The sequence below is a fragment of the Chryseobacterium soldanellicola genome (genome assembly GCF_900100115.1).
In the GTDB taxonomy this organism is placed as follows: domain Bacteria; phylum Bacteroidota; class Bacteroidia; order Flavobacteriales; family Weeksellaceae; genus Chryseobacterium; species Chryseobacterium soldanellicola.
Genome location: NZ_FNKL01000002.1, coordinates 654,345 through 680,162, shown reverse-complemented (window position 1 = coordinate 680,162; position 25,818 = coordinate 654,345). Strand labels below are relative to the sequence as shown.

Genomic DNA, 25,818 nt, shown 5'->3' with positions numbered 1-25,818 from the left:
AATGGTTCGATTAGACGAAAACGAGATTTCATTTCCTGATCCGGAAATTTATGACGGTCCTGATGGTCTTATGGCTTTCGGGGGCGATGTTTCTGTTGAAAGAATTTGGTTTGCCTATCAGCTGGGGATTTTTCCCTGGTTTAATCCGGGGGAAGAAATTCTCTGGTGGAGCCCGGATCCAAGATTTGTTCTGTTTCCTGATGAGCTGAAAGTTTCAAAATCGATGAGAAAGATTTTAAACAGAAATATTTTCACCTTTACGGAAAACCAAAATTTCAGGGAAATTATCAAAAACTGCCAGCAGACAATCCGAAAAGGCCAAAACGGAACCTGGCTTTCGGACGAATTAATGGAATCTTTCATTAAGCTTCATGAATACGGACTGGCAAAAAGCATTGAAGTCTGGCAAAATGGCGAGCTGGTCGGTGGATTTTACGGACTCCAAATCGGGCATGTTTTCTGTGGCGAAAGCATGTTTTCTAAAGTAAGCAATGCCTCAAAAGCAGGATTTATTCATTTTGTTGAAAACCATAAAAACGATATTGAATTAATTGACTGCCAATCTCATACAGAACATCTCGAAAGCTTAGGCGCCAAAATGATTCCTAAAAGAGAGTTTTTAAAAATTTTACACAAAAACAATGAACGCAGATAGAGAAAAATGGATTCTTTTGATCATCCTGAGCATTATTTGGGGATCTTCTTTTATTTTAATTAAAAAATCTTTAGAACATTTTAATCCTTACCAAGTCGGAGCTTTGAGAGTTTTGATAGCCGGAATTATTTTAATGCCCATTGCGATTTCGAAGCGTAAATTATTTCCGAAAAAACACCTGAAATGGCTTCTTTTGGCTGCAGTGACAGGGAATTTTATTCCGATGTTTTTATTTCCTATCGCGGAAACCGAAGTGAGCAGCAGCATTGCGGGAATTATTAATTCGATGATGCCGATTTTTGTGATCATCGTCGGCGCTTTAATCTGGAAATTTCAAACAACAAAAACACAGATTTTCGGGACTTTAATAAGCTTTACCGGGGTTTGCCTGCTTGCTTTCGGAGGCGGTGACGGCGGAGAATTTAAGCTAATTCCGATTTTACTGCTTTTATTGGCAACATTTTGTTACGCAGTAAGCACAACAACGGTAAAATCTAAACTAATGGAGGTTTCTTCAACGGTTTTATCTGCTTTTGTGTTCTCTTTTGTTTTATTTTTTCCTTCATTAATTGCTTTAAGCTTTACGGGATTCTTTTCAACATTCACTTTTTCGAAAGATACCCTGTTGGGATTAATGTTTGTAAGCTTATTATCTGTTTTCGGGACAGGGCTGGCCATGATGATGAATTATCGTTTGCTGAAAGTTTCTTCTCCTCTTTTTGCATCAACAGTAACATTGTTAATGCCTATTGTGGCGATTATCTGGGGCTTTTTAGATGGCGAAAAACTCACTCCTTTACAGTTTGTGGGCGCAGGCATTATTCTCGCAGGACTGATCTTTTTAAGAACAAAACCAAACGTGATAAAAAAATAAATCCCGCATTGCTGCAGGATTTATTAAAATTATTTTTAATTTAACCGCTAAGTCATTTAAGCTAATTGAGTTAAATAAAGTGTGAATTATTCTGATTTTAAGCGAAACTTTTAAAGCTTCCTTATTTATCAGTCTTCTTTTTTACTTTTGCTTTTACTTTTTTCACCTCATCTTTTATGAAAGGATATTTTTTCTGCATATCCCTTGCCAAAGACGGATCAAGGTCCAAAGCATCCTGAAGCGATTGAGCTCCTTTTTCCTGCTCTCTTAAATTAAAGTAGCAATTGCTTAACTGATAATACAATTCGGCTCTGTTATGTGATTTTATTGCTTTGATAAGCAACGTAACAGCTTCCTCGTATTCGCCCAAAAGCATCAGTACTTCTGAATAAGCATACCAGTTGTAGAATCTTGTAGGTTCTGCGTCCACCAGTTTTTTCAGACATGAAAGGCTTTCCTCAAACTTTCCTGCATCAATAAACAGAAAGGCTAATCTTTTCTGATAATCAAGATTATTTTCGTTTAAATGAGTCGCTTCTTTTGCAAAGTGCAACGCTTCCGACATGCCGCCCATTTCCTCGTAAAGATAAGATTGCTCCATCATCGCAAGATAAAACTGTGGATCTTCTCTCAACGATTTCTGAAATGCATTTAAGGCTACAATCGACTGTTTTAAAGCCTTATAACAAAGCCCGATTTTGTAAAATGTGAATGCTTTTGTGTATTCCAGCTCAAGCATTTCTTCATATACTTCGATCGCTTTTTTATATTGCCCTAACGCTTCATAACAGGCTGCTTTATTGGCATAAACCCCAACAGAAGCTGAATTGATCGCCAATAAATAGTCGTATCCTTTTATTGCTTCTTCATAATTTTTTCTGTTGAAATAAAACTGCCCATATTCCAGCCAGGCGGTTTCAGAATAGGCAAACTCATCCAAATATTCATTAAGAAAGGCAATCGCCTCCTCACTCTTATTCAAATCTGCAAAGCAAACCATGCAGTTTTCCAGCGAATATTCATCCGTAGGATCTTCTTTAAGTGCCTGCTTATAATGTTTAAGAGCGTTAAAAGGATCTCCTAAATTCACATATTCATCTGCAATAAAGTTGTGAAGAAAATTCTCTTCTTCTTTTAATTCTAATGCTATTTTACAAATTTCAATGGATTTTCTAGGATTTCCTAGGTTCGAATAATACTTCGCGTAGCACACCAAAAAGTCTGTGTTCTCCATAGAAGAGCCCTTTAACTCATCGATAAGCTCCTTTGCCGTACTATATTCTTCCCATTCCAGCAGAACTTCAAGTTTTTTGATCTTGATGTCTAAGGAATTGGGATGAAGCTTCAGACCATAATTAACCGCAGTATCGGCATAATTAAAGTCGCCCAGCTCCAAGTAGTAAACAATGATGTCTTCCAACTCTTCTGTATCAAAGTAGAATTCATCATTATTTTCCATCATTTCCTCGAACTTTTTTACAAGTTCATTTCCAAAATATTCTTCCAATATAAAACAGTTTTAAGATTTAAGACTTGAGATATGAGATATACAAATACTCGGTTCTGAAAATCTTAGTACTATAAAGTTAATAATAATTATTTTTAAAATGATGAAATCCGCTTTAAATTTTTGAGGTAGATATTGCCTTAATTCCTAACTTTTATTTAATATAACCACCTTTTTTTTTGATTTGTTTAAATAAAATGTTCCTCTCAATTTTATTAAATCAAACTTTTGATTTTAGCGATGATATCATCCCCTAATTTGTCGGCTTCTTCCTGAGATTTAGCCTCCGTATAAATCCTGATAATCGGCTCTGTATTCGATTTACGAAGGTGAACCCAATTGTTTTCAAAATCTATTTTTACGCCGTCTACCGTAGAAACCTCTTCATTTTGATATTCTTTTTCCATTTTAGTTAAAATATCATCTACGTTAATTTCGGGAGTCAATTCAATTTTCTTTTTCCCCATAAAATAGCTTGGATATCCTGCTCTCAACTCAGAAACAGTCTTATTTTCCTTTGCTAAATGAGTCAAAAATAACGCCACACCTACCAAAGAATCTCTTCCGTAATGCAAATCAGGATAGATAATTCCTCCGTTTCCTTCTCCTCCGATCACTGCATTTTTCTCCTTCATTAAAGTAACTACATTTACTTCTCCGACAGCACTTGCAAAATATTCCGAATTGTGGGCGTGCGCAACATCTCTCAAAGCGCGGCTTGAAGAAAGGTTTGAAATAGCCACGCCATTTTTATTTTTCAGTAAATAATCTGCAACGGCAACCAATGTATATTCTTCGCCGAACATCTCGCCTTTTTCATCGATTAAAGCCAATCTGTCAACATCCGGGTCAACCACAACTCCGAAATCGGCATTTTCTTTTTTTACCAATTCGCAAATATCTCCCAAATGTTCCTTCAAAGGTTCCGGATTGTGTGGAAATTGCCCGTTTGGCTCGCAATATAATTTTATGGTCTCACATCCCAATTTATCCAATAACATCGGAATTGCAATCCCTCCCGTAGAATTCACGGCATCCAAAACGACTTTAAATCCTTTTGCTTTAATTGCTTCTGCATCTACCATCGGCAGATCAAGAATCTGTTGAATATGAATATCAAAAGCATCATCTCTCGTTTCATATTTCCCTAAATCATCTACTTCTGCATAGTTGAAATCCTCGCTTTCAGCCAAAGCAAGAACTTCTGCTCCATTTTCTCCTGTGATGAATTCTCCTTTATCATTTAATAATTTTAGCGCATTCCATTGTTTTGGGTTGTGGGAAGCGGTAAGGATGATTCCTCCGTCAGCTTTAAGTTCGGGAACCATAATTTCAACCGTCGGTGTTGTTGAAAGCCCTAAATCCACGACATTAATTCCCAATCCCTGCAATGTCGCCGTAACCAAAGAATTAACCATTGATCCGGAAATTCTGGCGTCTCTTCCTATGACAAGGGTAAGATCATTTTTATTTTTATTGTTCTGAAGCCAGGTTCCGAAAGCGGAAGCAAATTTCACGACATCCAAAGGCGTTAAATTATCATTTACTTTTCCGCCAATTGTACCTCTAATCCCTGAAATCGATTTGATTAACGACATTATTCTTTTTTCTTAGTTTGTTTTAAAATTTTCTTTTCGTCTCCGTCCAATTTTCGCTGAACTTTTTTAATATCTTCTAAAGCTGGTAGACTTTCAGGTCTTATGCCTCTTTCTCCCAACATTTTTCTTACTGCTAAATTATTTTCAATATGTTCATTAGTAATCTGAACATCCCCATTTAAATCTTTTTCAACAACATTATGACTTGTCAATTCAGTTGCAAAATCTTTTGCCTTAATTGTCAATGTGGGAAGAAAATCAGCAAGAGCCCTAGATTGTGGGACATTAAGCTTTTTTTTCATCTCGTTTGTAGTAAAGCCGCCAAACAAAGCCTGATCTCCTTTGGAACGGATTACTGAAAAACTTTTATCATCAACCCCTCTTTCATAAATAATACCTGAAAGTTTTTTCTCTGTTTTTGATAACTTTTCTCTTGCCGTTACTCTCGCAACATCTAAAAGTCTTTTCTCAATAATCTCTTGTTTTCTTGTCTGAACAGCAAAATAAGTTTGAGCAAAGGCGATTTCACTTTTCGAGCTATCCCCATTTTGAGCAACTAAATAACAACCATACCGAGTTAAAGCTAAATCTGAAATTTCTCTTTCAGAACCACTTCCTAATAAGACCATTTTCCCGATATCGGCAAAATGGTTTTGAACGTCTTCTCCAACATTTTCACAAGCCTTTTTTGCTTTTTCAATAACCTTTAAAAAGTTATCCCATTTTGTATAATTGAGAATTTCCTGTAAATCTCTAGCACTCCAACACTCAATATCTTTATACAAATGTGAAGCATTTTCAAATTTTAAAAAGAGCTCTTCTATTAATTCTTTTTTCATGTCATTTGTGATGTATTTTCACAAAAATAAATAAAATTCGAAATCCTATATTTATTTTTATTTAAATTCCGGTGCAAAGATACTTATAAAATAGGAACCTTCTTTTGTAGTTTGTCATAGTTTTCTTTTATCACTTTTGGCGGTGCAAAACGATAACCTATGTAAAGCAACCCGTAGACATTATTGTTCTGAACATGTGAGCTGGCATCCTGCTTATAATTATATGAGGTATAATTTAATTTTCCTCCAAACAAAACCCTTTCTGTATTATATCCGATATGAATTCCGCCGCCGAATTTTTTAGTGAAATATTTGTTATTTTCTTTTGAAGATTGGGTTCCGTCTTTTAAATCTTCCTGAAATGAAGACCATTTTCCTCCGATTCCGGCAAATGCAAAAGGTGAAATATTCACTTTTTCCGTAATTACCCAATTATAATAATAGCCAAGATTAATTCCCAGATTGTATTGGGTTTCTTTGCTTTTCAGATTATCAATCGTATCTTTAAAATACGTTAAATCATATTCCAAAGACGGAACAAGACTTCCGTTGCTCTGCTTTTGCCATTCTCTCTGGTAATAAATACTTTTCAGGGAGAAATCTTTATTAAAAGAATAAGCTGTAATCCCACCAAAACTCTGAACACGCAATTCGGGAAATAATAAATAACCGTCACTTTTCTGCCAATCCGGAATAAGATCTTCCATATTTTTTATGTAAAACCCTTTCATATTCTTATAATAAAGAGTCTGGATAAAGCTTTTAGGGAAAAACCTTAATTTAAAATCTGAGTACGAGCTTTTACCTTTCAGCTCATTGTCATTATTTCCGGGAATGAAATTGGGCGCAAAAGAAATACTTGCACTTATAATCCGGTAATCAAGAGAAAGAGAAGTATTGATTTTATTATTTATTGAAATTTTGGTTTTTGAAATGGCTTCTCCTTTTTCATTAACGATAAAGTCTTCTATATTAGTATCAAAATTTACCCTGACCATTACCTGATCTTCGTAGGAAACGATTTTTATGCTGTCCTTTTTTGTTTGTGCATTCGAAATAAAAAAAGACAAATAAAAGATAAGATATACTGTTTTCTGATTCAAATCATTGTGTTTTAATTCAAGATGAAATTACACATTATTTTGAATTAAATTATTACATAGGTTTTAATTCTATGAGCAGCCGCAATCTTTGTCGCAATTTGTTCTTTTTGAGCTGAATTTTTTCGGTGCAAAATTCTTCCTAAGTATCTTAAACAAAGAGTAGCAGGCAAATGCAACAACTGCCAAGATAATTACGTATTGTATAATCAATGAAGAATTCATTATTTTAATATTTGATATACTAACATTGACACAAAATATGCCAAACCTGTCATCATCACAACCTGAAAGCCGGTCCATTTCCAGCTTTTGGTTTCTCTGTAAACTACTGCAAGTGTAGAAACACACTGCATTGCAAATGCGTAGAATAAAAGTACGGAAACTCCGGTCGCAAAATTGAAGACTTTTTCGCCGTTCGGTTTTACGTCATTCCTCATTTTATCAATTACTTTTCCTTCCGGGGCATCATCATCAAGGCTGTACAGTGTTGACATTGTTCCGACGAATACTTCTCTTGCGACGAAACTTGTCAAAATTCCCACTCCCATTTTCCAGTCGTACCCGAGTGGTGCAATTACGGGCTCGATTCCTTTTCCCATTTTCGCCAAATAAGAATGGTCAAGCTGTACATTTGTGGCCACCAACTGATCCGGCTTTTGTTTTGGCCCGAAATAACTCAGAAACCAAATGATGATACTTACGATGAAAATAATTTTTCCTGCCCCTGTAATAAAATCCCATACTTTACCCAAAACCATTTTAAGATCGTATCCGAAAAGCGGTTTTTTGTAAGTCGGCAAATCCATTACCAGATATGTTTTTCCTTTACTTTTAATGAATTTATTAAGAATTGCCGCTGAAAATAACGCAACAACGAAACCTAACAAATACATGCCCATTAAAACTAATGCTTTGTATTTTATTCCTAAAAAAGAGCCGTCTGAAATGATTAAGCCAATAATGATGCTGTAAACAGGAAGCCTTGCCGAGCACGTCATAAAAGGCGTTACCAGAATGGTTAATAATCTTTCTTTAACGTTTTCAATATTTCTTGTTGAAATCACAGCCGGAATCGCACAAGCTGTTCCTGAAACCAGCGGAACGATGCTTTTACCGTTTAACCCGAATGGCCGTAAAAGCCTGTCCATCAGGAAAACAACCCTCGCCATATATCCTGAATCTTCTAATAAATATAAGAAATATAATAAGATACCGATTTGTGGTGCAAAGACAATAATTCCTCCTAATCCGGGAACAATTCCGTTTGAAATTAGTGAATTTACCGGGCCTTCCGGCAAATGTTGCCCCGTAAAAGCAGACAGCCATGAAAAAAAATCATCGATCCAGCTCATCGGATATTCTGCAAGGAAGAAAACACATTGAAAAATAATCAATAATATAGCTAAAAAAACGACATATCCCCAGAATTTATGAACGAGAACTTTATCTAATTTTTCTGTTAATAATTCTTTAAACTGCGGTTTTTTTGAAATAACATTTGATAAAATTTTATCAACATTCTGGTATCTTCTTACCGTTTCCTGAACCTGTAATCTTTTCGGAACCAAGCTTTTAGAATCCGGAGCATTCATTTGCTCGATAATAGAATCTATTCTTCCCAGATCTGATCCCAGAGAAAGGCTCATCCATGCTTTATACTCATTGTCAATCCCTTTATGGGAAGCAATCTTTTGAATAAAATCTTTATGCTCATTCGGCGTTTCAAAAGACTGTTTTTCTGCTTTAATGAAATTATTATGTAAAACCGCCTTCTTAATATCTTCAATACCTATTTGTTGTTTGGCATTGGTCTGAATGATTGTAATGCCTAAAGCTTCGGAAAATTTCTGAATATCAATGGTAATTCCTCTTCTTTCTGCCTGATCGATCTGGTTGACCACCAAAATCATAGGAATTCCCAGATCCTGGATCTGCTGAAATAAAAGAAGACCTCTTTTTAAGCTTAATGCTTCAAGAATATAAATAACGCCGGCATAATTTTTCTGCTCGTCGATAAGAAATTTAGAAAAAATGGCCTCATCTTCAGAGCTCGGATATACGCTGTAAGAACCGGGCAAATCGACAACCTCAACCTCCTCATTCTCATAATTGTAGTATCCTGAATGGCTCGCAACAGTGACTCCCGCGTAGTTTCCGGTCTTTTGTTTTTTGTTGCAAAGCGCATTAAAAACCGTTGACTTTCCTACGTTGGGATTCCCTACTAAAAGTACCTGCTTTTTCTGAATTTCCTGCATTAATTCAATTCTTCAACAATAATAAAATCTCCTTCCTCTTCACGAAGAGCAATACGGCTTTTTTCTTCCCCAAATTCAACGTACATAGGTCCGCTGAAAGGCGCCTGATACAAGATCCTGAAAGAAGTTTCCGGAAGAAGCCCCATTTCAATGATCTTATTAGGCATTTTCAGCTGGTTATTATCATAGCCTGTAATTTTTCCCATTTTATTTTTGGGAAAACCGCTCAACTTATGTAAATCCTTCTGTTTCAAAGCCTACTTTTTGTGTCTGCAAATATACGCTATTTAAATTTAATCTAAATAACATCTTTTTATTAAAAAATCAACCCAAATACAAGATTGCATTTGGGTTGACTCAGATATAATTTAGTTGATATGAATGTTATTTTTTCTTTTTGTCCTGAGGCTGATAATTTTCGATAGGATTATCATTTGAATTGAAGAAATCTTTGTACATTTTTTCCTGCTTTTTCATCATGTCACCAATAGTTCCGTCCATTCCGGGAATAGTTTTAGACATAACTTCCTGTGTCATCATTGGTCTTGCTGTTGCGAAAGGATCTTTTTTGAAATCACTAAACGTTTTTTCAAATTTCTCTCTCGGCATTTCCGTTACTTTAAGACTCATATTGGAAATTTTTTCTGAGTAGGACAATTCTTCCCAATTTGGAACCTTTTTGTTGCCCTGAAGAACCCATGAGTAATTCTTCCCTTCATCTTCTATTTTTACGATAAGTCCCGGAAGACCAGAAAATTTATACGGCCCGTCCTGGAAAGGAAGATCTGTGGTGAACCAGGCGGTCCATTTTTTTCCTCCGAATTCTGCTGTTGCTTTTTGTGCGTTGTATGCGCCGATTTTTTCCTTTTCGTTGGAAATTTTCCAGTCGAATTTGATTGTTTCGCTATATGCAATGCCCAGTGGTGAAAATCCGCTTGCAATTCTTTCAATATACTGCACTTTCATGTCCGGATAATATTTTACGATCTTTTCAGAAAATTTTGGCATTCTGATCGACTTCGACATATCTTTAAATGTTCCCGATTTCTGCATGGCTTCAATCTGGATTTTAATAATTGAATCCTGCGCAATCATCGTATAATCTCTGTAAACAGATCGGTCTTTAACAATATCAAGAACGGTCATTACTTTTTCGATTTTTGCAGAATCTTTCCTTGGCTTGAAGGTCAGCTCATAGAAAAAACGGTTGGCGGTTTCCTTTGAATCCTTATCCTGAGCACTTGTAAAGGCAAAAAGAGCTATAAAGAATATTGAGAATAGGTTTTTCATTTTCTTTTTTTAATGTTTAATCAATTAGTTAGTGGTTACTAACTTTTGTTACAGATTTTTTTAATTATTTTTTTCTCACTCAATTTCTGCGTATCATGGAGAATTTTAGATGTTTTAAAATAAAAAACCAATCCCTCAGAGATTGGTTTTATTTATTATTTAAAGTTAAATTTTACAGTAAACATGACCTGGCTTGGCCGAAGCTGGATTCTTGTGTACGTAATGGCATTGAACTGGCCGTCCAGATTATAGGTTTCAAAAACCCTTCGGTTGCCAACATTCATCCATTTCAGCTCAAAGTCGATTTTCTTTTTGGCCCATGAAAACTGGTAAGATACATCAAAGAACGGGTTGTTGTATTTATTTGTTCCGTTACTTGTATTCACCTGATCCCAGTTAAATCCTATGGTATGATTTTCAATCGGGTAGAAGAATAATGCCAAATTGTGGTTATATCCGTTGTTTACGCCCAATCTTCCTCCACGGCTGTCTTGTGTAGTTCTTGAAATGCTTCCGTTATAATCGATGCTCATCCATTCAAAATAGGTGTTATTGAATTTAAAGCCATAAGTCTGGGAATTGTTTTTATTTTCAAATTGCTGATTATCTAAAAACGCGTCTGATCTCGTTTCTGTATTTCCATAACTTACCGATGCGTTAGTTTTGAATTTAGGGAAATATTTTCCTACCTCTACATTAAATCTGTTGCTTTTCGCATGATTTTCCTGCTCTATGTACTGCATTAAGGTAAATCCGGTGGTAGGATCAAGAATCGGGTTTGAAATAAGGTTTCTTTTACTGTCGCTTAATGAATAATTTACATTGAAGAAAAGATTATTCAACGGATTTCTGTATTCGATTCTCGAGCCGGCACTTGATGTGGTCGTTTGTGGAATCGGATTGTTTGGATCCATAACATTGAATCCCGTCGGGGACAATAGCATATATCCTGCATAAGCAGATTTTATATCTCCGAAATTATTGCTGATATTTCCGTTCAGACTCGCCTTCCAGAAAGATGCAAATGTATATTGCGCGAAAACATTTGGTGTAAATGTCGTTTTATTTAAAGTTTTAGAAACTCCTCTGAGATCATCTTCCGCTTTGATATTATTAAAATTCACTGGCATATTTGCAAATAAGCTCCAGGCTTCGGATTTATAATTAATTCCTAATGAAGCTGAAGGATTAACTTCAGTAAATTTTAAATTGTTTTCGTAAGCCGGACCATTAAAATTTGGATTTCCGGAGGTTGTAATTCCATCAAAATTAGTATTCAATTTATCTGTTGAAAAATCAAATCCTACTTGTGGAGTAAAAGTCCATCCTTTTGTTGAGAAGCTGATGTTGGCAGAATGTGACGTATCTAAGGTTTTTAATCTGAAGCTTTGTTCCGCCAATGATCCCGGAGCGAAATTAATTGTTCCTATCGGAGATTGAGCATTTTCTCTAAAAGGAATGAGTAAATAACTTGCTGGCGAAACCTGAAGCGTCTGTCTGTCATCCTGGTAATTAATAAATGATTTAAAATTTACCATTTTTTCTTTCCATGGAATAATTGTACTCAATGAGTTTTGGAAGGATGAAGTTGGCGATTCTACCGATTCATTTCCTGTTCTTCCTTCTCTTACGGCCACCGCTCTGTCCCCGTTCCAGAACTGGCTAAAGCTTGTGGTATTTTTAAAGAATCCCTTTTTGGCATTTTTTGTAAAGATCAATTCACCTTTTACTTTATCGGTATAAAAATCATTTCTTGTGCTGTTGATCACTTTAGACCCTGCAAGATCTCCTGTTTGATAGGTTGTTTCTCTGTAATCCTCTCTTTCAACGGCATTATTTGTATAATTGGCATTGGCTTTTAATTCCCATTCTTTTTTGCTGTCGATATTTGTAAGATAATTTGCTGATAGATAATGTACACTATTCATCAAATATCTTTTCACAGGCAAATTGGGCGTACTTGCATTTTCTACATTCAGCCAGTCATTTTGGGCGGCATTGATTCTTTTTCCCTCCCATCCGCTTCCGAATGCCAGGATATTCCCTTCATTTTCTACTTGCTCGCCGACATTATTTGTTTTATAATTGACTACCCACTGGCTTTTTTGCCCGAAAAACATGGGTGTCAATTTTATATTCCATAAAAAAGGATCTGCTCCGATTCCGACTTCTCCACGCCCGGTCATGGTAACCGAATTTTTAAGCTTAATATTAATTGCAGCCTGATCCGAAGGCACTTTATCCTGAAGGATTTTTACGGGCTGGTGATTTTCAAGCACCTCAACTTTTTGTACGGCATCTTTCGGAAGCGAGTTGTTGATCGTTCCATAACCGCCTTCCATAAGGTCTTTTCCGTTTACATAAAATTTATTGATCGCATTCCCCTGATAAAGGATCGTTCCGTCTGTATTCACTTCAATTCCGGGAATTTTTTTCATGACATCGGCCAGAGTTCGGTCGCTTTTGCTGTCGAACGCTTTAAGATCATATGCAATCGTATCGCCTCTCGAAGTGATCATTTTTGTTTTTAGCTGAACTTCTTTGATTTCTGTAGCTTCAGAATCCATTTTAAAATTCAAGTTCTGATCGCTGTTGCTGATCTGCTTTGTTAACGGTTTTTGATTAAAAGCCTTTACTTTAAGGTCTACATTGGCTTCGGCAGAAGTAAAAGTAACCTTATATTCTCCCTTAGAATTGGTAATTCCGTATGCCAGGATTGCATCTTTTCCGGGTTCCTCAACCGTTACGCTCGCACTCGGGATCGCAACGCCGTCTTCATCAGTAATTTTCCCGGAAACCGTCTTTTGAGCAAAAGTAAGCACGGAGAGAAAAAGCATCAGAAACAAAGAAATGTTCTTTTTCATAATCTATTATTTGGCTAATTAGTTATTGGTTATCAAATTTTGTTACACATTTATAGAGATACATTTAACAGGGAAAAGTTAAAAGCTTTCTTTTTTATCACTACAAACATAGTGATAATTTATTTAGTGTGCTTATTTATATTCTTTACAAATTATTATTTTTATAAAAAATTAAAGAAATACTCCAAATACTATTACTCTTTATAAATGTTTCGCTTAATATCGCGTTTGACAAAAAATAGTTATTTTTAAATCATAAATAGCTAATAATTATTAACTTACTCCAATTTTTCGTTATAAAAATAATGTATACTTTAGCACCTGTATGGATTTTTATTCATTCAATTTGTGTTTTTGCCCTGTAATTCTTTTTACAGGGTATTCTTTTTTTCACCCTGAATTTTCAACCTATCTGATTTATTTATATTTTTATTTAGTCTAAATAGTTAAAAATGATTTGAATCATAGATTAAAAAAAACTTAAACACTGTAACATAAATTTTTATTTAATAATTTTGTAACATAAAATTTATAAAATGGGAATTATTTTAAAGCCTATAGATGTTGTTGATGATATTACTCAGCAAGAGTTTATCGAAAAATATCTAAAGCCCAGAAGGCCCGTTGTCATTAAAAACATGGCAAGAAAATGGCCTGCCTATCAAAAATGGACAATGGATTATATGAAGGAAGTCGTTGGTGATGTAGAAGTGCCTCTTTATGATTCTAAAAAGGCCGATCCCGCCGCTCCCATCAATACGCCTACTACAAAAATGAAGTTTGCGGATTACATAGACCTCATCCAGAAAGAGCCTACCGATCTGAGAATTTTCTTTTTTGACCCTATAAAGCACGCCCCAAAATTACTTGAAGAATATATTTCTCCAAAAGATCTTATGGGCGGATTTTTAGATAAATACCCAAGCATGTTTTTCGGAGGCCAGAGCTCCGTTACCTTTTTACATTTTGATATCGACCTTGCGCATATTTTCCATACTCATTTTAATGGAAGGAAACATGTTCTGCTTTTTGAAAATAAATGGAAAGAAAGACTGTATCAGCTTCCGTATGCGACATACGCACTGGAAGATTATGACATCGAACATCCTGATTTTGAGAAATTTCCGGCGCTGGACGGTGTAGAAGGCATCGACTGTTATCTTGAGCATGGTGACACCTTATTTATGCCGACAGGCTGGTGGCACTGGATGAAATATCTTGACGGAAGCTTTTCTCTTTCTCTAAGAGCCTGGGACAAATCGTGGGCCGTAAAAGCGCATTCTTTATGGAATCTTACCGTTCAGCGTAAATTTGACGATATTATGAAAAAGAATTTCAAGAAGAAATACATGGACTGGAAAGAAAAAGTAGCTGTAAAACGAGCAGAAATAGCCCTCAAAAGAGGCTTACCAAAATAAAAGAAAAGACGTTTCGATTTGAAACGTCTTTTTTGTTATAAAATTCTGTAAACCGGATATTGCCGGAAAGTTTTTTCTTCAAAATAAGGAGAATTTTTATATACCCAATCCAATTGAGCCTGCCCGTCGTCTGCAAATTTCTTATCAGAAGCTTTTTTAGCATCAAATTTTTGCTTTAAATCTTTATCTTTCTTTACTAATTCAGCTGCTGTATCTTCAAAAATATAGGCTGAATAATATTCTTTCTGTGATAAAATCCCGTCAAAGAAATTCCAGTTGAAAAAAGAGTCTAAAGCTTCAGGCTCAAGGGTTTCTATAATATATTTTACGCCTTCCTGATTGGTTGACACGATATAATCTCCCGAAGAAAACGTCAATTTTTTATTCGACTTATCAACTGTTGTTTCAAAATGAAGATAATGGCCTTCATAAGGATTTTTAACCGTTTTAAAATCATTAATTTTATAAGATTCTACTGCAATTGCGCTGTCTTTCTGAAGTGGTTTCATCAGAATTTGGTTTCTTTTAAATTCTTCAATAATCTTATACTCAGATTGCGGAATCACATAATATTTCGGAATCGTAATGTATCCTGTCGGAACCGCGGTTGTAAACAGTTTTATATTTTTTGTGAAAGGTTTATTTCTGTCATAAAATAATCTCGGTTTCCCGGAAATATCACTTGGTTTATATTTTCCTTCATATCCTTTAAAATCCATGGTAGAAAATTTTGTAGAATCTATTTTCCAACGAATTCCGTACTGCTTTCCGGCTTGATATTGTTTTAAATTTTCACTTCTGAGCTGTTTTATTTTTTTATATTCTTTGTCTAAATTCTGAAGATTGACAAGCATGTATTTGTACGTTGCATCCACTCTTTTATCATAAGGCTTCAGCATATGCGTTTCAGGCATTGTCGCCAAAGTATTAAACAGGGAGGCGTATCCTGTAGAATATCTCGGGGAATCTTCAAATGCTGCAAAGCCAATCTCTGGAATATCACCATGAATATTGACATAAGGCGTACTTTCATAGCCGAGTTTCCTTAAGTTTTCAAGATTTTTAGCCTGATAATTATTGTAAAAATAGTCACCCAACACATTTCCCAATCGTTCTTTGAAGGTTGAAATATAGGTAAAAGTATATTGATAATCAGCTCCGTTGCTCACATGATTATCGATAAAAACATCAGGTTTCAGCCACTGATAAATCTGCTGGAAACTTCTGGCATTTTTAGAATCTGCTTTGATGAAATCTCTGTTTAAATCATAATTTCTGGCATTTCCGCGGAAACCATATTCTTCCGGACCGTTTTGATTGGCCCTGGAAAATGCTCCCCGATTCAGCATTCCGCTGACGTTGTAAGCTGAAATAGCTGCAATCACAAAATTTTGCGGAGTTTTAATTTTCTTTGTTGCCAAGTCTCGCATTAACATCATTGTTGCATCAATTCCGTCCGGTTCGCCGGGATGAATTCCGTTGTTGACAAATAGAATTGCTTTTTCTTTTCTTAATTTTTCTACCTCTTTTTCAGGAAAAGGATTGTAAATGACAACATAAATCGGCTTCCCATTATCATCTTCTCCTTTTTTCAGATATTGAATTTCATTAAAGTTTTTAGCTAAATTTTGATAATAAGAATTCATTTCATCATAGGTAACGGTCTGATTTCCATTCCCTTTTTCAAAAGGAGTCTGGAAAGTATTTTGCGCTGAAAATAAAGAAGAAATTAGAAAAAATAAGAGATATTTCAGTTTCATTGAATAGATATTTCGAACTTTAAAATTACTGAAATAAATCTTTGAAATTTGATTTTTGGATAAATGCAAAGGCTCAATTTTTTACAATGAAACACATTCTAAAGTGCAAGGTTTTTATCTTCGATAAAGATATTTAATAATCTTTGCCTCTTTACGTTTATCCAACATTTTTACTTGTTCCTTCCTCTTTCAGCCGGATACAAAGACGGAAGCGGATCGCTCTGCCAGAATTCTTTGGTATTGACATCCATGATCGACAATGCTCCGGTGAAAGCCGCGCCTGTATCGAGATTCCAGATATTGGCTTTCATGATGGGAATTTTTACACCTAAATGCAAAGTCGGTGTGTGACCGATGAAAATTTCTTTATATAAAAGCAGTCTTTTTGGATATAAATTTGAATTTCTTGAGAGCTTTTTATCCATTGCAACGGCGGTTTCCCAAAGGGTTCTGTCCCAACGGTAATTGCTGGAATAGACCTCTCTTTCAGGTCCGTGCATAGAAGAATAACCGGCATGAATAAATAAACGATTTTCTTCGTCAACGTAATAATTTTTCATTCTTTGAAAAAACTCCAAATGCAGTTTCAAATTTTCCGGAGAATAATCAGCATAGCTTTCAACTGTCTTTTTTCCTCCATTATAGAGCCACACCCCAGGAGTTTCTCTTGAAGAAAACCAGTCTTCAGCGAATGCATCGTGATTTCCTTTGATAAAAATACATTCCTGTTTTTCGGAAAGTTCTATTAAAAATTGGATAATTTGGGAAGATTCACTCCAGCCATCAACATAATCTCCAAGGAAAATTAATTGATCATTTTCGGTAACATTCGCTCGTTCAAATACCTGTTGCAAAGCTTTGAATCCCCCGTGAATGTCGCCGATTACTAATGTTCTTTTCATTTACTCTGAAATATATTTTGCGTCTACATAATCCGTCAGCCAAACTTCATTTTCTGAAAGGTAAAATTCAATTCCTTCTTCGAACATTTTTCCTGTTTTGATCGTTAGAATTATTGGTTTTCCGTGGCGCATTCCGACTTTAATTGCGGTTTCTTTATCCTGGCTTAAATGAACATGTTGTCGGCTTCTTTTTTCAATTCCTTTTTCTAAAATGGATTCAATATTATTTTGAGCAGTTCCGTGATACAAAAATTCCGGCGGCTGTTGCGGTTTCAATGCCAGATCAATACCAATCGAATGCCCTTGATTTGCTCTAATTCTCGTTTTATCTTCATTAAAAATAAACCGTTTTTTATCATTGGTTTGTACTATTTCATTTAATTCTTCAAAAGTAAAACTTTGAGTATCATTTGTTGATTTTGTGATTAATTCATCAACATTTGCCCAGCCGTTTTCATCCAAATTCAAATTGATGAGTTCGGGATGATGCCTGAGAACATAGCTCAGGAATTTGCTTGTTTTTTTCTTTTGTTGCTCGTTCATGGTTATCTATATTCATTTAATAGATTTATAAAATCATTATCCCTTTTAAAACTCTTCCAATCATTATCTCTATTAATATCCTCTAGGTTTATTTCATTTTTATCTAGAGATTCTTTTAAATATTTTAATGCATTTTCTTTATCTGATAATAAAGCATAAGCACAAGAAAGATTATATGAATTACCACTTAAATTATATCCGTCAAGTAACAAACCTAATCCTTGATCATAATATTTTGAATCTTTTAATTCTTTACCTAGTTCAAATAATGCTCTAGCCTTATTATTTAAAGCATTACTATTTTTAGGATCTAAACTTAGTGCTTCATCAAACTTTTTTAAGCTCTCAGTAATTAAGTTTATATCTTTTTTTATTTTGGCCAACTCCAATAATGAATTTGCCCAATTGTTTAAAACATAGCGATTATTAGCTCCAAATTCCAAAGCTTTTTCAAATTTTTGAACGCTTTCTTCAAATAGTTCTGCATTATTACTCTGAAAACCTAAATCAAATAATGCTAATCCATAATTATTGTAAGCCCTATGATTTTTGGGATTAATCTCTATTGCTTTTTTTAATCTTTCTAAACCATCAAAAAGAAAATCCTCATTATTTTCCAATCTTCCAATACTTGACAATGCAGCTCCCCAATTATTAAATGCACTATCATTAAGTGGATTTAATAGTGCTGCTTTTTCATATTTTTGAACACTTTCATACAATAGACTGCTTATTTTTCTTTCTTTATTTGCTTTTTGGAATAATAAATTACCCCAATTATCATAATACGTTGATAATTGAACATTTGCTTCATCATACGACTTTTCTATTATTTCTTTCTCAAATTTTTCTGCCAAATCATTATTGAATTCTGCTTTTACCATGGTATCAATAATTCTTTGTTTTAAAGATTCTAAAGTACCTTCTTCTTCATATTCAGTTACTGCTTTATCAATTCTTCCATTACAATTTACAAGCATTTTTTTAACATTATCATTTAATTCATCATCTTCACTAATTTCATTGATACTCTGCAATACTGATTTAACAAAAGTAAATGGCTTGGTAATGATCTCTGGAGCCTCTAAATTTTTATTTAATACAGAAAGCTCTGCATGCAACTTTAAAAAAAATGAATCGGCATAATATTCTTCTATTTTGTGAGCATTAATATTAGGTGTTTCTAGAAATTCTACAACAGTCTTATCACTTTCGGAGAACTTATGCTTTATCCAAAATAATTCACTTGAAAAACTTCCTAAAGATTTTATCTTATCAAAAATTCCGTCGTTCCCACTATATCCAACCACAATCCATGTTCTTCTAGTTTTTATCGCATTAAATAGTCTCAAGACTTCATCTTCAACTTTTTTTAATTCATCCGGATTATTTAACAACCATTGTCCAAAATATTGTCCGTGTAAATAAATTACAGAGCCTTTTCGAATATCAGTAGTTGTGATTGTTTTTATATTAGAAATATCATAAACTGGCGGAAGAAAATTAAATAATGTACAAGCCTTTAAAATTAAATCATCAAAATTTACTGTCACTATGTAATCAACATAACCCAATTTTAATAATTGTGCTAAATAAATATTAGCCAAGTTAAGCTTGACTTCATCTCTTGTGACATAAAAATGAAATAAATCTCTTCTTTCATCTGCTGTTAAAGCTCCCATTAAACTATAATAATCATCTTTTTTATTTTTAATACAGTCTTTAATAATGGGATTATTACTAAATTTCACTTTAATATCTTCAACTATTGTTCCTGTTAAAGGAATCCCTGCAGACACCGAAACTCCAGCTCCTAAAAAAACTATTGCCTTTTCTCTCCCTTCATCATTTTTAGCCTCATTCAATAAATAAGCTAGATATTCTATTGTATCCTTATTCATGGTTATTTAATTTTTATTTCATTAATTTGTTTTCTAATTTACTGCATAAGTTTTCAATATCATCTTTTCTCACCAACTCCGCAATCCATTCTTCAGGAATATTTTCAAAACCATAATAAATTCCCGCAATTCCGCCTGTGATGGCTCCGGTTGTGTCCGTATCTTCTCCTAAATTGACGGCTTTTAAAACCGCTTCGGAATAACTTTCTGAATTTAGAAAGCACCATAAAGAGGCTTCTAGGCTGTGAAGAACGTAACCGCTGGAACCTATTTTATCCTCTTCATATTCAAAGATATTATTGTTTAAAATTCTTTCAAACTTATCCATTTCATTTTGTGAACAAATTGGATTATTATCTAGAAAATATTTTACTGTTGATTTCATTTTTTGATAAGCTTCAAATTTTTCTGCTCCATTCAAAATTTCTAATAAAAATTCCATATAAATGAAACAAGAAATAACAGAACGAATATGGGCATGAGTGATTGAAGAGATTTCCTTGACTCTATCAAACCGTTGTTCGATGGAGAGGTTCTTCATGTAAAATAATAGTGGCAAAATTCTCATCAAAGAGCCATTACCATTATCAAACTCACTTGTTCCTCCACATAATTGGGGCGTGTAACCTTTACTTATTTTGTAAATAGCTTGTCTTGTTGCAATTCCAATATCAAAAATTCTCCCGTGAGGAGTCCAGATCTCGGCATTGTACCATTGTAAAAATTTCAACGCTACATCTTCTATATCATAGCCTTGACAAAGACTTTCAGCAAGACATAAAGCCAAGGAACTATCATCACTCCACGTTCCAGCGGGCTGATGATGCGTTCCTAAAGCTCTCATTTTTGTAACAGGAGAACGTTTCAATTGTTCTCTGCTTCTGAATTCCACCGGAACACCTAAAGCATCACCAATACAAACTCCGAAAATTCCGGCTTTTACAATATTTTCCATTAGGCTAAATTTACAAGCTTATCAAATAATAGCTTCATTCCCCTTGTTGCGGTTTCTTTCATGACAACCGCTCTTTGTCCGTATCCGAAGCCTGTTTCGTTGGGATTAATTACAATTAAAAGACAATCATCTTTGATCTCGTGGATCAAGCCTGCTGCGGGATACACCTGTAAAGAGGTTCCGATTACTAGAAAAATATCTGCTTCTTTTGCTTTTTTCGTGGCTTCTTTCATCAAAGGAACATCTTCCCCGAACCAAACGATAAAAGGTCTTAATTGTGCCCCGTCTTCTGCTTTGTCGCCGATCTTGATGTCACTTTTTTGCTCGTAAATCAAACTTTTATTATTGCATGAGCAGGATTTAAACAATTCTCCGTGAATATGAAGAATATTTGTAGATCCCGCTCTTTCGTGAAGATCGTCGATATTCTGAGTGATAATTTCAACCTCAAAATATCTTTCCAAATCTGCAATTAATTTGTGAGCATCATTAGGTTCGACCTCATGAAGCTGTCGACGTCTCTGGTTGTAGAATTCCAAAACTAATTCTCTGTCTTTTCTCCATCCTTCCGGACTTGCTACATCCGTTATACTATGATTTTCCCAAAGACCATCTCCGTCTCTGAATGTTTTTATTCCGCTTTCGGCGCTGATTCCGGCACCGGTTAATATGGTTAGTTTTTTCATTTGTTTTTCTGTTTTATTTTAAACGCAAAGTCAGCAAAGATTTTATTTAAAATTATTCTGCATTTTCGTTCGCAAAGGCGTTTCACTCAGCAAATGAGCATTAATTTATTCTTTTAATAATTTTTTATAAATTTTTTCGTTTTCATCATCAAAGCATACAAAAATAACTTTCTCAACAACATCCGATTCAAAATTTTTCACTTCATGAATAGCAATTTTTGCTGCCAAATCTTTTGGAAATCTGTAAACTCCCGTACTGATATTCGGAAAAGAAATCGTTTTTAATTCCAGGCTTTCAGCGAGTTTTAACGAGTTTTTATAACAATTTGCCAACAGTTGTGAGCATTTTTCCTGATCATTATTCCAAATAGGACCGACTGTGTGAATGATATATTTTGCAGGAAGATTTCCGGCTGTTGTTACCACGGCTTCTCCGGTCTTACATTTTCCTTGTCTATTTCTGATTGTCATACATTCTTCCAAAATTCTTGGACCTCCTGCGCGATGAATCGCTCCATCAACTCCACCGCCGCCCAATAAAGATGAATTGGCTGCGTTGACGATGATGTCTGATTTTATTTTGGTGATATCGCCTTTTATTAATTCAATTATTGGTTTCATTAAGTCTTAATTTTTATTTAAAATTTCATCATTAAATAAATATTCCCCATTATTCTATGTGTTTGTAAAGTGTTGTGGTTTTCATCTTTTTCTAATTTATCACCAAAACCGCTTCCTCATCAGAAAGCTTGATTTCCGCTGTTGCTCCACTGTTGAACTGCAAAAAATCCTGCTCAATTCCGTCACTAAATATAAAACCATTATTTGGCATTAATGATTCTATCACAAGCTTATTTCCTCTTTTTATGGCTCCGCAGTTGATCCCCGTTTGGGTTTTTATGCTTTTAAAAGGTTCTCTTACTGCAAAATACAAATCATCTTCATTTAACTTTGGATATTGTAGTTCTGTTGAACCTAAAATTCCGTAAGCCATGTTGAAAATAGAACTCAGCCAACCCGTACTTCCTGTTTTTGTGGAAACGATAATTCCGCTGGATGAATGAGTTTCTTCTTTTCCGTTCAGCATAATTTTATATCTTGCCGAGCTGTGAGAAGAAATTCCGATGAATAAATCATTGACTGCCAGTAATTTTTGTCCGTCATTCAAAACCGCTTCTGCCAATCTCATTTTCCTTAAACTAAAACTTTCGTTGAGAATTGCGTTCACACCATTTAAAAAATTTTTAGCATTGAAAGGAAGCAATACACCATCATATCTCTCTTCATCAGGATTGATCGCTACAATCGGAATATTTTTAGAATATTTTGCGACGTTGGCTACCAATCCGTCCTGTCCGATCACAATAATCAAATTCTTTTCAGAAAAAATATAGGACGGAACAAATTCTCTTTCTACTACTTTATTTTTAATGATTTTTGAGAGTTTGGTCTGCACTTCAAGAAATGACTGATAGAATTTTTCATGTTCATCCACATATTCCTGAAAATTTCCTCCCGAACTTTCAATATAAAACTGAGCCTGAGCTTTTGTATTGAATCTCTCGATCAAAGACTCAAGCCTCGTTTTATTTTTGATGATGATGGCATATTCGACCTTCATTTTTTTAATTTTTTAACCATTAAAATTAATTAAGAACTTAAATTCCTTAATGTTTCAAAATACTTTCCAATAAATCCGGACTGATATTTAGGTTTCCGATTTTGCCTGCATTTTCAGCCAATTCTCTGAAAGCCAAAGCGATATTTGATTTTGGATCCTGATTTCCGTTTAAGGCTGTTAAAACTCTCCAATCCATTTCTTTATATGGTTTTAAAGAAGTTTCCAAAACATACCCTTGCGTTTCTGCTTCTTTTCTGTCGTTTTCGGTTTTTTGTTCGATCAATTGTTTTCTCTGATTTTCAACGGAAATATCGGCAGCAATCTTCATTTCTCTCAAAACTCTGTTGTTTTCTTCCTGCTGAACTTCGGTTTCCATTCTTTTTTCTTCGATTTGCTTTTGTTTTTCCTCAACTGCAATTTCTGTATTTAATTCAGATTCTTTGATCTTTCTTTCCTGTTCAACTGCAAAATTTCTTCTTTCATAAATCGCTTCATCTGCCTGCTGCTGAAGTTTTTCTCTCGTTTCTGTTTCCAAAGCTCTTGCCATTTCGGGAGTGGTCTGAACTGCCAGAATATTCGCTCCTAAAATCTCAATTCCCATCGTTTGAATACTTTCTGAGGACTTTAATCCTTCCAGAATATTTCCTTCAATTTTTTTTGCTGAGCGGATGGCATCTTTTAAACTTAATTCATGAATAAATGTTGAAATAGAAGTCTGCGCAAGATTGATAATTCGTTGATTAAGCTTTTCAATATCGTTTTTCTTATAAACTCCCGCTTCGTTTACGGTGAAATCCAATGTGTTAGAAAGTGCTTTCGGATCAGTGATCTTATAACTAATCTGCCCCTGAATTTTCACCGTCTGATAATCAAAAGTATTTTCGTTAAAAATAAACGGCAGATCATTACTTCCCATCGGAATTGCAGCGATAGAACTGTTTGGAGCGAAATAAAAGAATGATAAACCTCTTCCCTCTCTTACGATTTCCCCATTTTTGAAATGAAGAACGTAAGTCATTGAATCAAATTTGATGTGTCTGAAACCAAACATAGCTTTACGTTTTAAATTAATATTTTGTGTTATCTTTACGCTAATTGAAAATTGCATAGTTTTGCAATACCCTTTTACAAATTCCTATTCTTCATGATTGCGTTATTCTTACACAAATATAAGAAAGCTTAATTTTATCACCCAAATTTATTTGCGTTTATTTTACACTAATTATTTTAATTAGTTGATTTTCAGCCATAAAATTTATTTAGTAAAATACGAATCACACAAATTTTTCCATGAAAGGCGAAATTAATTTAGTGATTATTTAAGTTTTGGCTAAAGCCAATAGATTGTTTGTCCATTAAAAACGGGCTAAAGCCCGTTCCTATTGATGTAAAAGTTCTGATTTTTTTTATATTGTCCTTTGCGTTATTTATGTAAAATATTTGTGTAATTCGTATTTAAAAATCATTTAATTTCGAAATAAAACCCTTGCTCTTCAAGCTCTTTATACTTCTCCTGATTGAAAGTAAACAATTTTCCGGGTCTGCCGCTGCCTTCTTTTTTAACGTTATTGGTTTCGTTTAAAAGTCCGTAGCTCATAATTTTTTTACGGAAATTCCGGCGGTCGATTTCTTGTCCGATAATGGTTTTATAAAGATTTTCAAGGTCTGAAAAAGGGAATTCTTCATTCAAAAGGTTGAAGCCGATCGGCTGATACTGAATTTTAGTACGAAGTCTTTTTAAGGCAATATCTATAATTTTATCATGATCAAAAGCAAGCTTGGGAAGCTTATTAACACTGAACCATTGTGCATCTTCTGCATCCGAGTCAGCAAATAATTCATGATAAGAAGGGTTTACAAGCCCTAAATAAGCGATAGAAACCACTCTGTTTCTGGGATCACGCCCCACATTACCAAAAGTATAAAGTTGCTCCAGAAAATCGGGTTGTATGCCTGCTTCTTCATGCAATTCTCTTTTTACGGCATCATCAAGATTTTCATCATCCAAAACAAGTCCGCCAGGAAGTGCCCAACCTCCTTTGAAAGGGTCAATATTTCTTTTTATTAAAAGAATCTGAAGGTCTTTTTTGTCGAAATATCCGAAAATAACGGCATCAACGGCAACTTTTATATCCTGTAGCTTTTTTGAAGATTCCATAAATTAATTTGCGTTACGAATACACAAAGCTACAATTTTGAAGTGTTAAAATCAACAATAAAATAATACTTCCCTGCACTAAAATTTTTATTAAATTTATAAACAACTTAAAATTAAACAATTATGAAAAATTTATTATTATTCACAGTTTGCGCAGCTTTTCTATTTACAGCCTGTGACAAAGTAAAAGTAGGCGTAAAAGATTCTGACAAAACTGATTCTATAGCAAAAGAAGAATGGAAACCGGTAGATTCTGCAACAGCAAATAAAGCGTGGATGGAATATGCAACTCCCGGTGATATGCACAAAATGCTGGCAAAATCCGACGGAAAATGGTCCGGTGAAAATACAATGTGGATGGAAAATGGAGGAAAACCGATGAAAAGCATGTCTGAAACAATCAACAAAATGATTTTTGACGGACGGTATCAGGTAAGCGAACACAAAGGAAACTTCATGGGAATGCCTTTCGAAGGGATGAGCATTACAGGATACGACAATGCCAAAAAGAAATTTGTAAGCACATGGATAGACAATATGGGAACCGGAATTATGAATATGGAAGGCGATTGGAATGCTTCCAAAAAAGCAATAGAATTTAAGGGTAAAATGACCGATCCTACAAGACCCGGAAAAGACTGTGAAGTAAGAGAAGTTTATACTTTTGTTGATGATACGCACCAAACACTGGAAATGTACGGCCCTGATGCCAAAACCGGAAAAGAATTTAAAACAATGGAAATAAAATACGTGAAAAAGTAATAAAAAATAGTAAAATCACTGTAACAAAATAGTGATTTTACTTATTGATATCCTGATAGTTAAGCTCAAATTTGGTATAAACAAAAGGTAAAAGCCGAAAACCTAAAAAGTAGGCACAAAACTAATT

22 protein-coding genes are annotated in these 25,818 nt (G+C 34.5%); 4 read left to right on the top strand and 18 right to left on the bottom strand.

From position 1 onward, the window contains the following. The first annotated feature begins 1 nt into the window (after position 1). Positions 2-655, top strand: coding sequence for a leucyl/phenylalanyl-tRNA--protein transferase (gene aat, locus BLT04_RS07965; RefSeq protein ID WP_089755254.1), 654 nt, complete (start codon positions 2-4; stop codon positions 653-655). After that, positions 642-1,529 (top strand): DMT family transporter, encoded by an 888-nt coding sequence (locus tag BLT04_RS07960; RefSeq protein ID WP_089755253.1) that lies wholly within the window; start codon positions 642-644, stop codon positions 1,527-1,529. The genes aat and BLT04_RS07960 overlap by 14 nt, the downstream gene beginning before the upstream one ends. A gap of 121 nt (positions 1,530-1,650) precedes the next feature. Here the strand turns inward: BLT04_RS07960 and BLT04_RS07955 are convergent, their stop codons facing one another. The 8 genes from BLT04_RS07955 to BLT04_RS07920 form a co-directional block, all read right to left on the bottom strand. Continuing rightward, positions 1,651-3,036: a tetratricopeptide repeat protein gene (locus tag BLT04_RS07955; RefSeq protein WP_089755252.1), complete on the bottom strand. Its 1,386-nt coding sequence runs from the start codon at positions 3,034-3,036 to the stop codon at positions 1,651-1,653. Positions 3,037-3,251: 215 nt separating this feature from the next. Next, positions 3,252-4,634: a phosphoglucosamine mutase gene (gene glmM / locus BLT04_RS07950; protein ID WP_089755251.1), complete on the bottom strand. Its 1,383-nt coding sequence runs from the start codon at positions 4,632-4,634 to the stop codon at positions 3,252-3,254. Next, a complete protein-coding gene (dinD, locus tag BLT04_RS07945) occupies positions 4,634-5,473 on the bottom strand; it encodes a DNA damage-inducible protein D (RefSeq protein ID WP_089755250.1) in 840 nt (279 codons plus the stop codon). Before dinD ends, glmM begins: the two co-directional genes overlap by 1 nt. 83 nt (positions 5,474-5,556) lie before the next feature. Next, positions 5,557-6,576, bottom strand: a complete 1,020-nt coding sequence (locus BLT04_RS07940; protein WP_139166221.1) for a DUF4421 family protein — start codon at positions 6,574-6,576, stop codon at positions 5,557-5,559. Between the two features lie 221 nt (positions 6,577-6,797). Then, positions 6,798-8,831, bottom strand: coding sequence for a ferrous iron transport protein B (gene feoB / locus BLT04_RS07935; RefSeq protein ID WP_089755248.1), 2,034 nt, complete (start codon positions 8,829-8,831; stop codon positions 6,798-6,800). After that, complete coding sequence (locus BLT04_RS07930; RefSeq protein WP_089755247.1) at positions 8,831-9,085, bottom strand: FeoA family protein; 255 nt, start codon at positions 9,083-9,085, stop codon at positions 8,831-8,833. The genes feoB and BLT04_RS07930 overlap by 1 nt, the downstream gene beginning before the upstream one ends. A gap of 130 nt (positions 9,086-9,215) precedes the next feature. After that, on the bottom strand, positions 9,216-10,121 hold the full coding sequence (locus BLT04_RS07925) for a GLPGLI family protein (RefSeq protein ID WP_089755246.1): 906 nt from the start codon (positions 10,119-10,121) through the stop codon (positions 9,216-9,218). Between the two features lie 155 nt (positions 10,122-10,276). After that, entirely contained in the window at positions 10,277-12,985 is a 2,709-nt protein-coding gene (locus tag BLT04_RS07920; protein ID WP_089755245.1) for a carboxypeptidase-like regulatory domain-containing protein, read from the bottom strand. Between the two features lie 536 nt (positions 12,986-13,521). Between BLT04_RS07920 and BLT04_RS07915 the strand changes: the two genes are divergently transcribed. Continuing rightward, complete coding sequence (locus tag BLT04_RS07915; RefSeq protein ID WP_089755244.1) at positions 13,522-14,403, top strand: cupin-like domain-containing protein; 882 nt, start codon at positions 13,522-13,524, stop codon at positions 14,401-14,403. Positions 14,404-14,438: 35 nt separating this feature from the next. On the opposite strand, the gene BLT04_RS07910 is transcribed toward BLT04_RS07915, so the two are convergent. From BLT04_RS07910 to BLT04_RS07865, 10 genes are all read right to left on the bottom strand, one after another. Continuing rightward, positions 14,439-16,163 carry a M14 family metallopeptidase gene (locus tag BLT04_RS07910; protein WP_089755243.1) on the bottom strand — a complete coding sequence of 575 codons (1,725 nt, stop codon included), beginning with the start codon at positions 16,161-16,163 and terminating at the stop codon, positions 14,439-14,441. 170 nt (positions 16,164-16,333) lie between these two features. Beyond that, complete coding sequence (locus tag BLT04_RS07905; protein WP_089755242.1) at positions 16,334-17,065, bottom strand: metallophosphoesterase; 732 nt, start codon at positions 17,063-17,065, stop codon at positions 16,334-16,336. Further along, positions 17,066-17,608: an RNA 2'-phosphotransferase gene (locus BLT04_RS07900; protein ID WP_089755241.1), complete on the bottom strand. Its 543-nt coding sequence runs from the start codon at positions 17,606-17,608 to the stop codon at positions 17,066-17,068. A gap of 2 nt (positions 17,609-17,610) precedes the next feature. Beyond that, entirely contained in the window at positions 17,611-19,509 is a 1,899-nt protein-coding gene (locus BLT04_RS07895) for a TPR end-of-group domain-containing protein (RefSeq protein WP_089755240.1), read from the bottom strand. Positions 19,510-19,522: 13 nt separating this feature from the next. After that, entirely contained in the window at positions 19,523-20,464 is a 942-nt protein-coding gene (locus BLT04_RS07890) for an ADP-ribosylglycohydrolase family protein (RefSeq protein ID WP_089755239.1), read from the bottom strand. Beyond that, complete coding sequence (locus BLT04_RS07885; protein ID WP_089755238.1) at positions 20,464-21,150, bottom strand: SIR2 family NAD-dependent protein deacylase; 687 nt, start codon at positions 21,148-21,150, stop codon at positions 20,464-20,466. Before BLT04_RS07885 ends, BLT04_RS07890 begins: the two co-directional genes overlap by 1 nt. 105 nt (positions 21,151-21,255) lie before the next feature. Continuing rightward, positions 21,256-21,771, bottom strand: coding sequence for an O-acetyl-ADP-ribose deacetylase (locus BLT04_RS07880; protein ID WP_089755237.1), 516 nt, complete (start codon positions 21,769-21,771; stop codon positions 21,256-21,258). Between the two features lie 91 nt (positions 21,772-21,862). Next, entirely contained in the window at positions 21,863-22,771 is a 909-nt protein-coding gene (locus BLT04_RS07875) for an NAD(+)/NADH kinase (RefSeq protein WP_089755236.1), read from the bottom strand. A gap of 46 nt (positions 22,772-22,817) precedes the next feature. Next, positions 22,818-23,822 carry an SPFH domain-containing protein gene (locus tag BLT04_RS07870; protein WP_089755558.1) on the bottom strand — a complete coding sequence of 335 codons (1,005 nt, stop codon included), beginning with the start codon at positions 23,820-23,822 and terminating at the stop codon, positions 22,818-22,820. Positions 23,823-24,233: 411 nt separating this feature from the next. Beyond that, positions 24,234-24,929 carry an NUDIX hydrolase gene (locus tag BLT04_RS07865; protein WP_089755235.1) on the bottom strand — a complete coding sequence of 232 codons (696 nt, stop codon included), beginning with the start codon at positions 24,927-24,929 and terminating at the stop codon, positions 24,234-24,236. 123 nt (positions 24,930-25,052) lie between these two features. On the opposite strand from BLT04_RS07865, the gene BLT04_RS07860 reads away from it, so the two are divergent. After that, complete coding sequence (locus BLT04_RS07860) at positions 25,053-25,691, top strand: DUF1579 domain-containing protein (RefSeq protein ID WP_089755234.1); 639 nt, start codon at positions 25,053-25,055, stop codon at positions 25,689-25,691. The last annotated feature ends 127 nt before the right edge of the window (positions 25,692-25,818 follow it).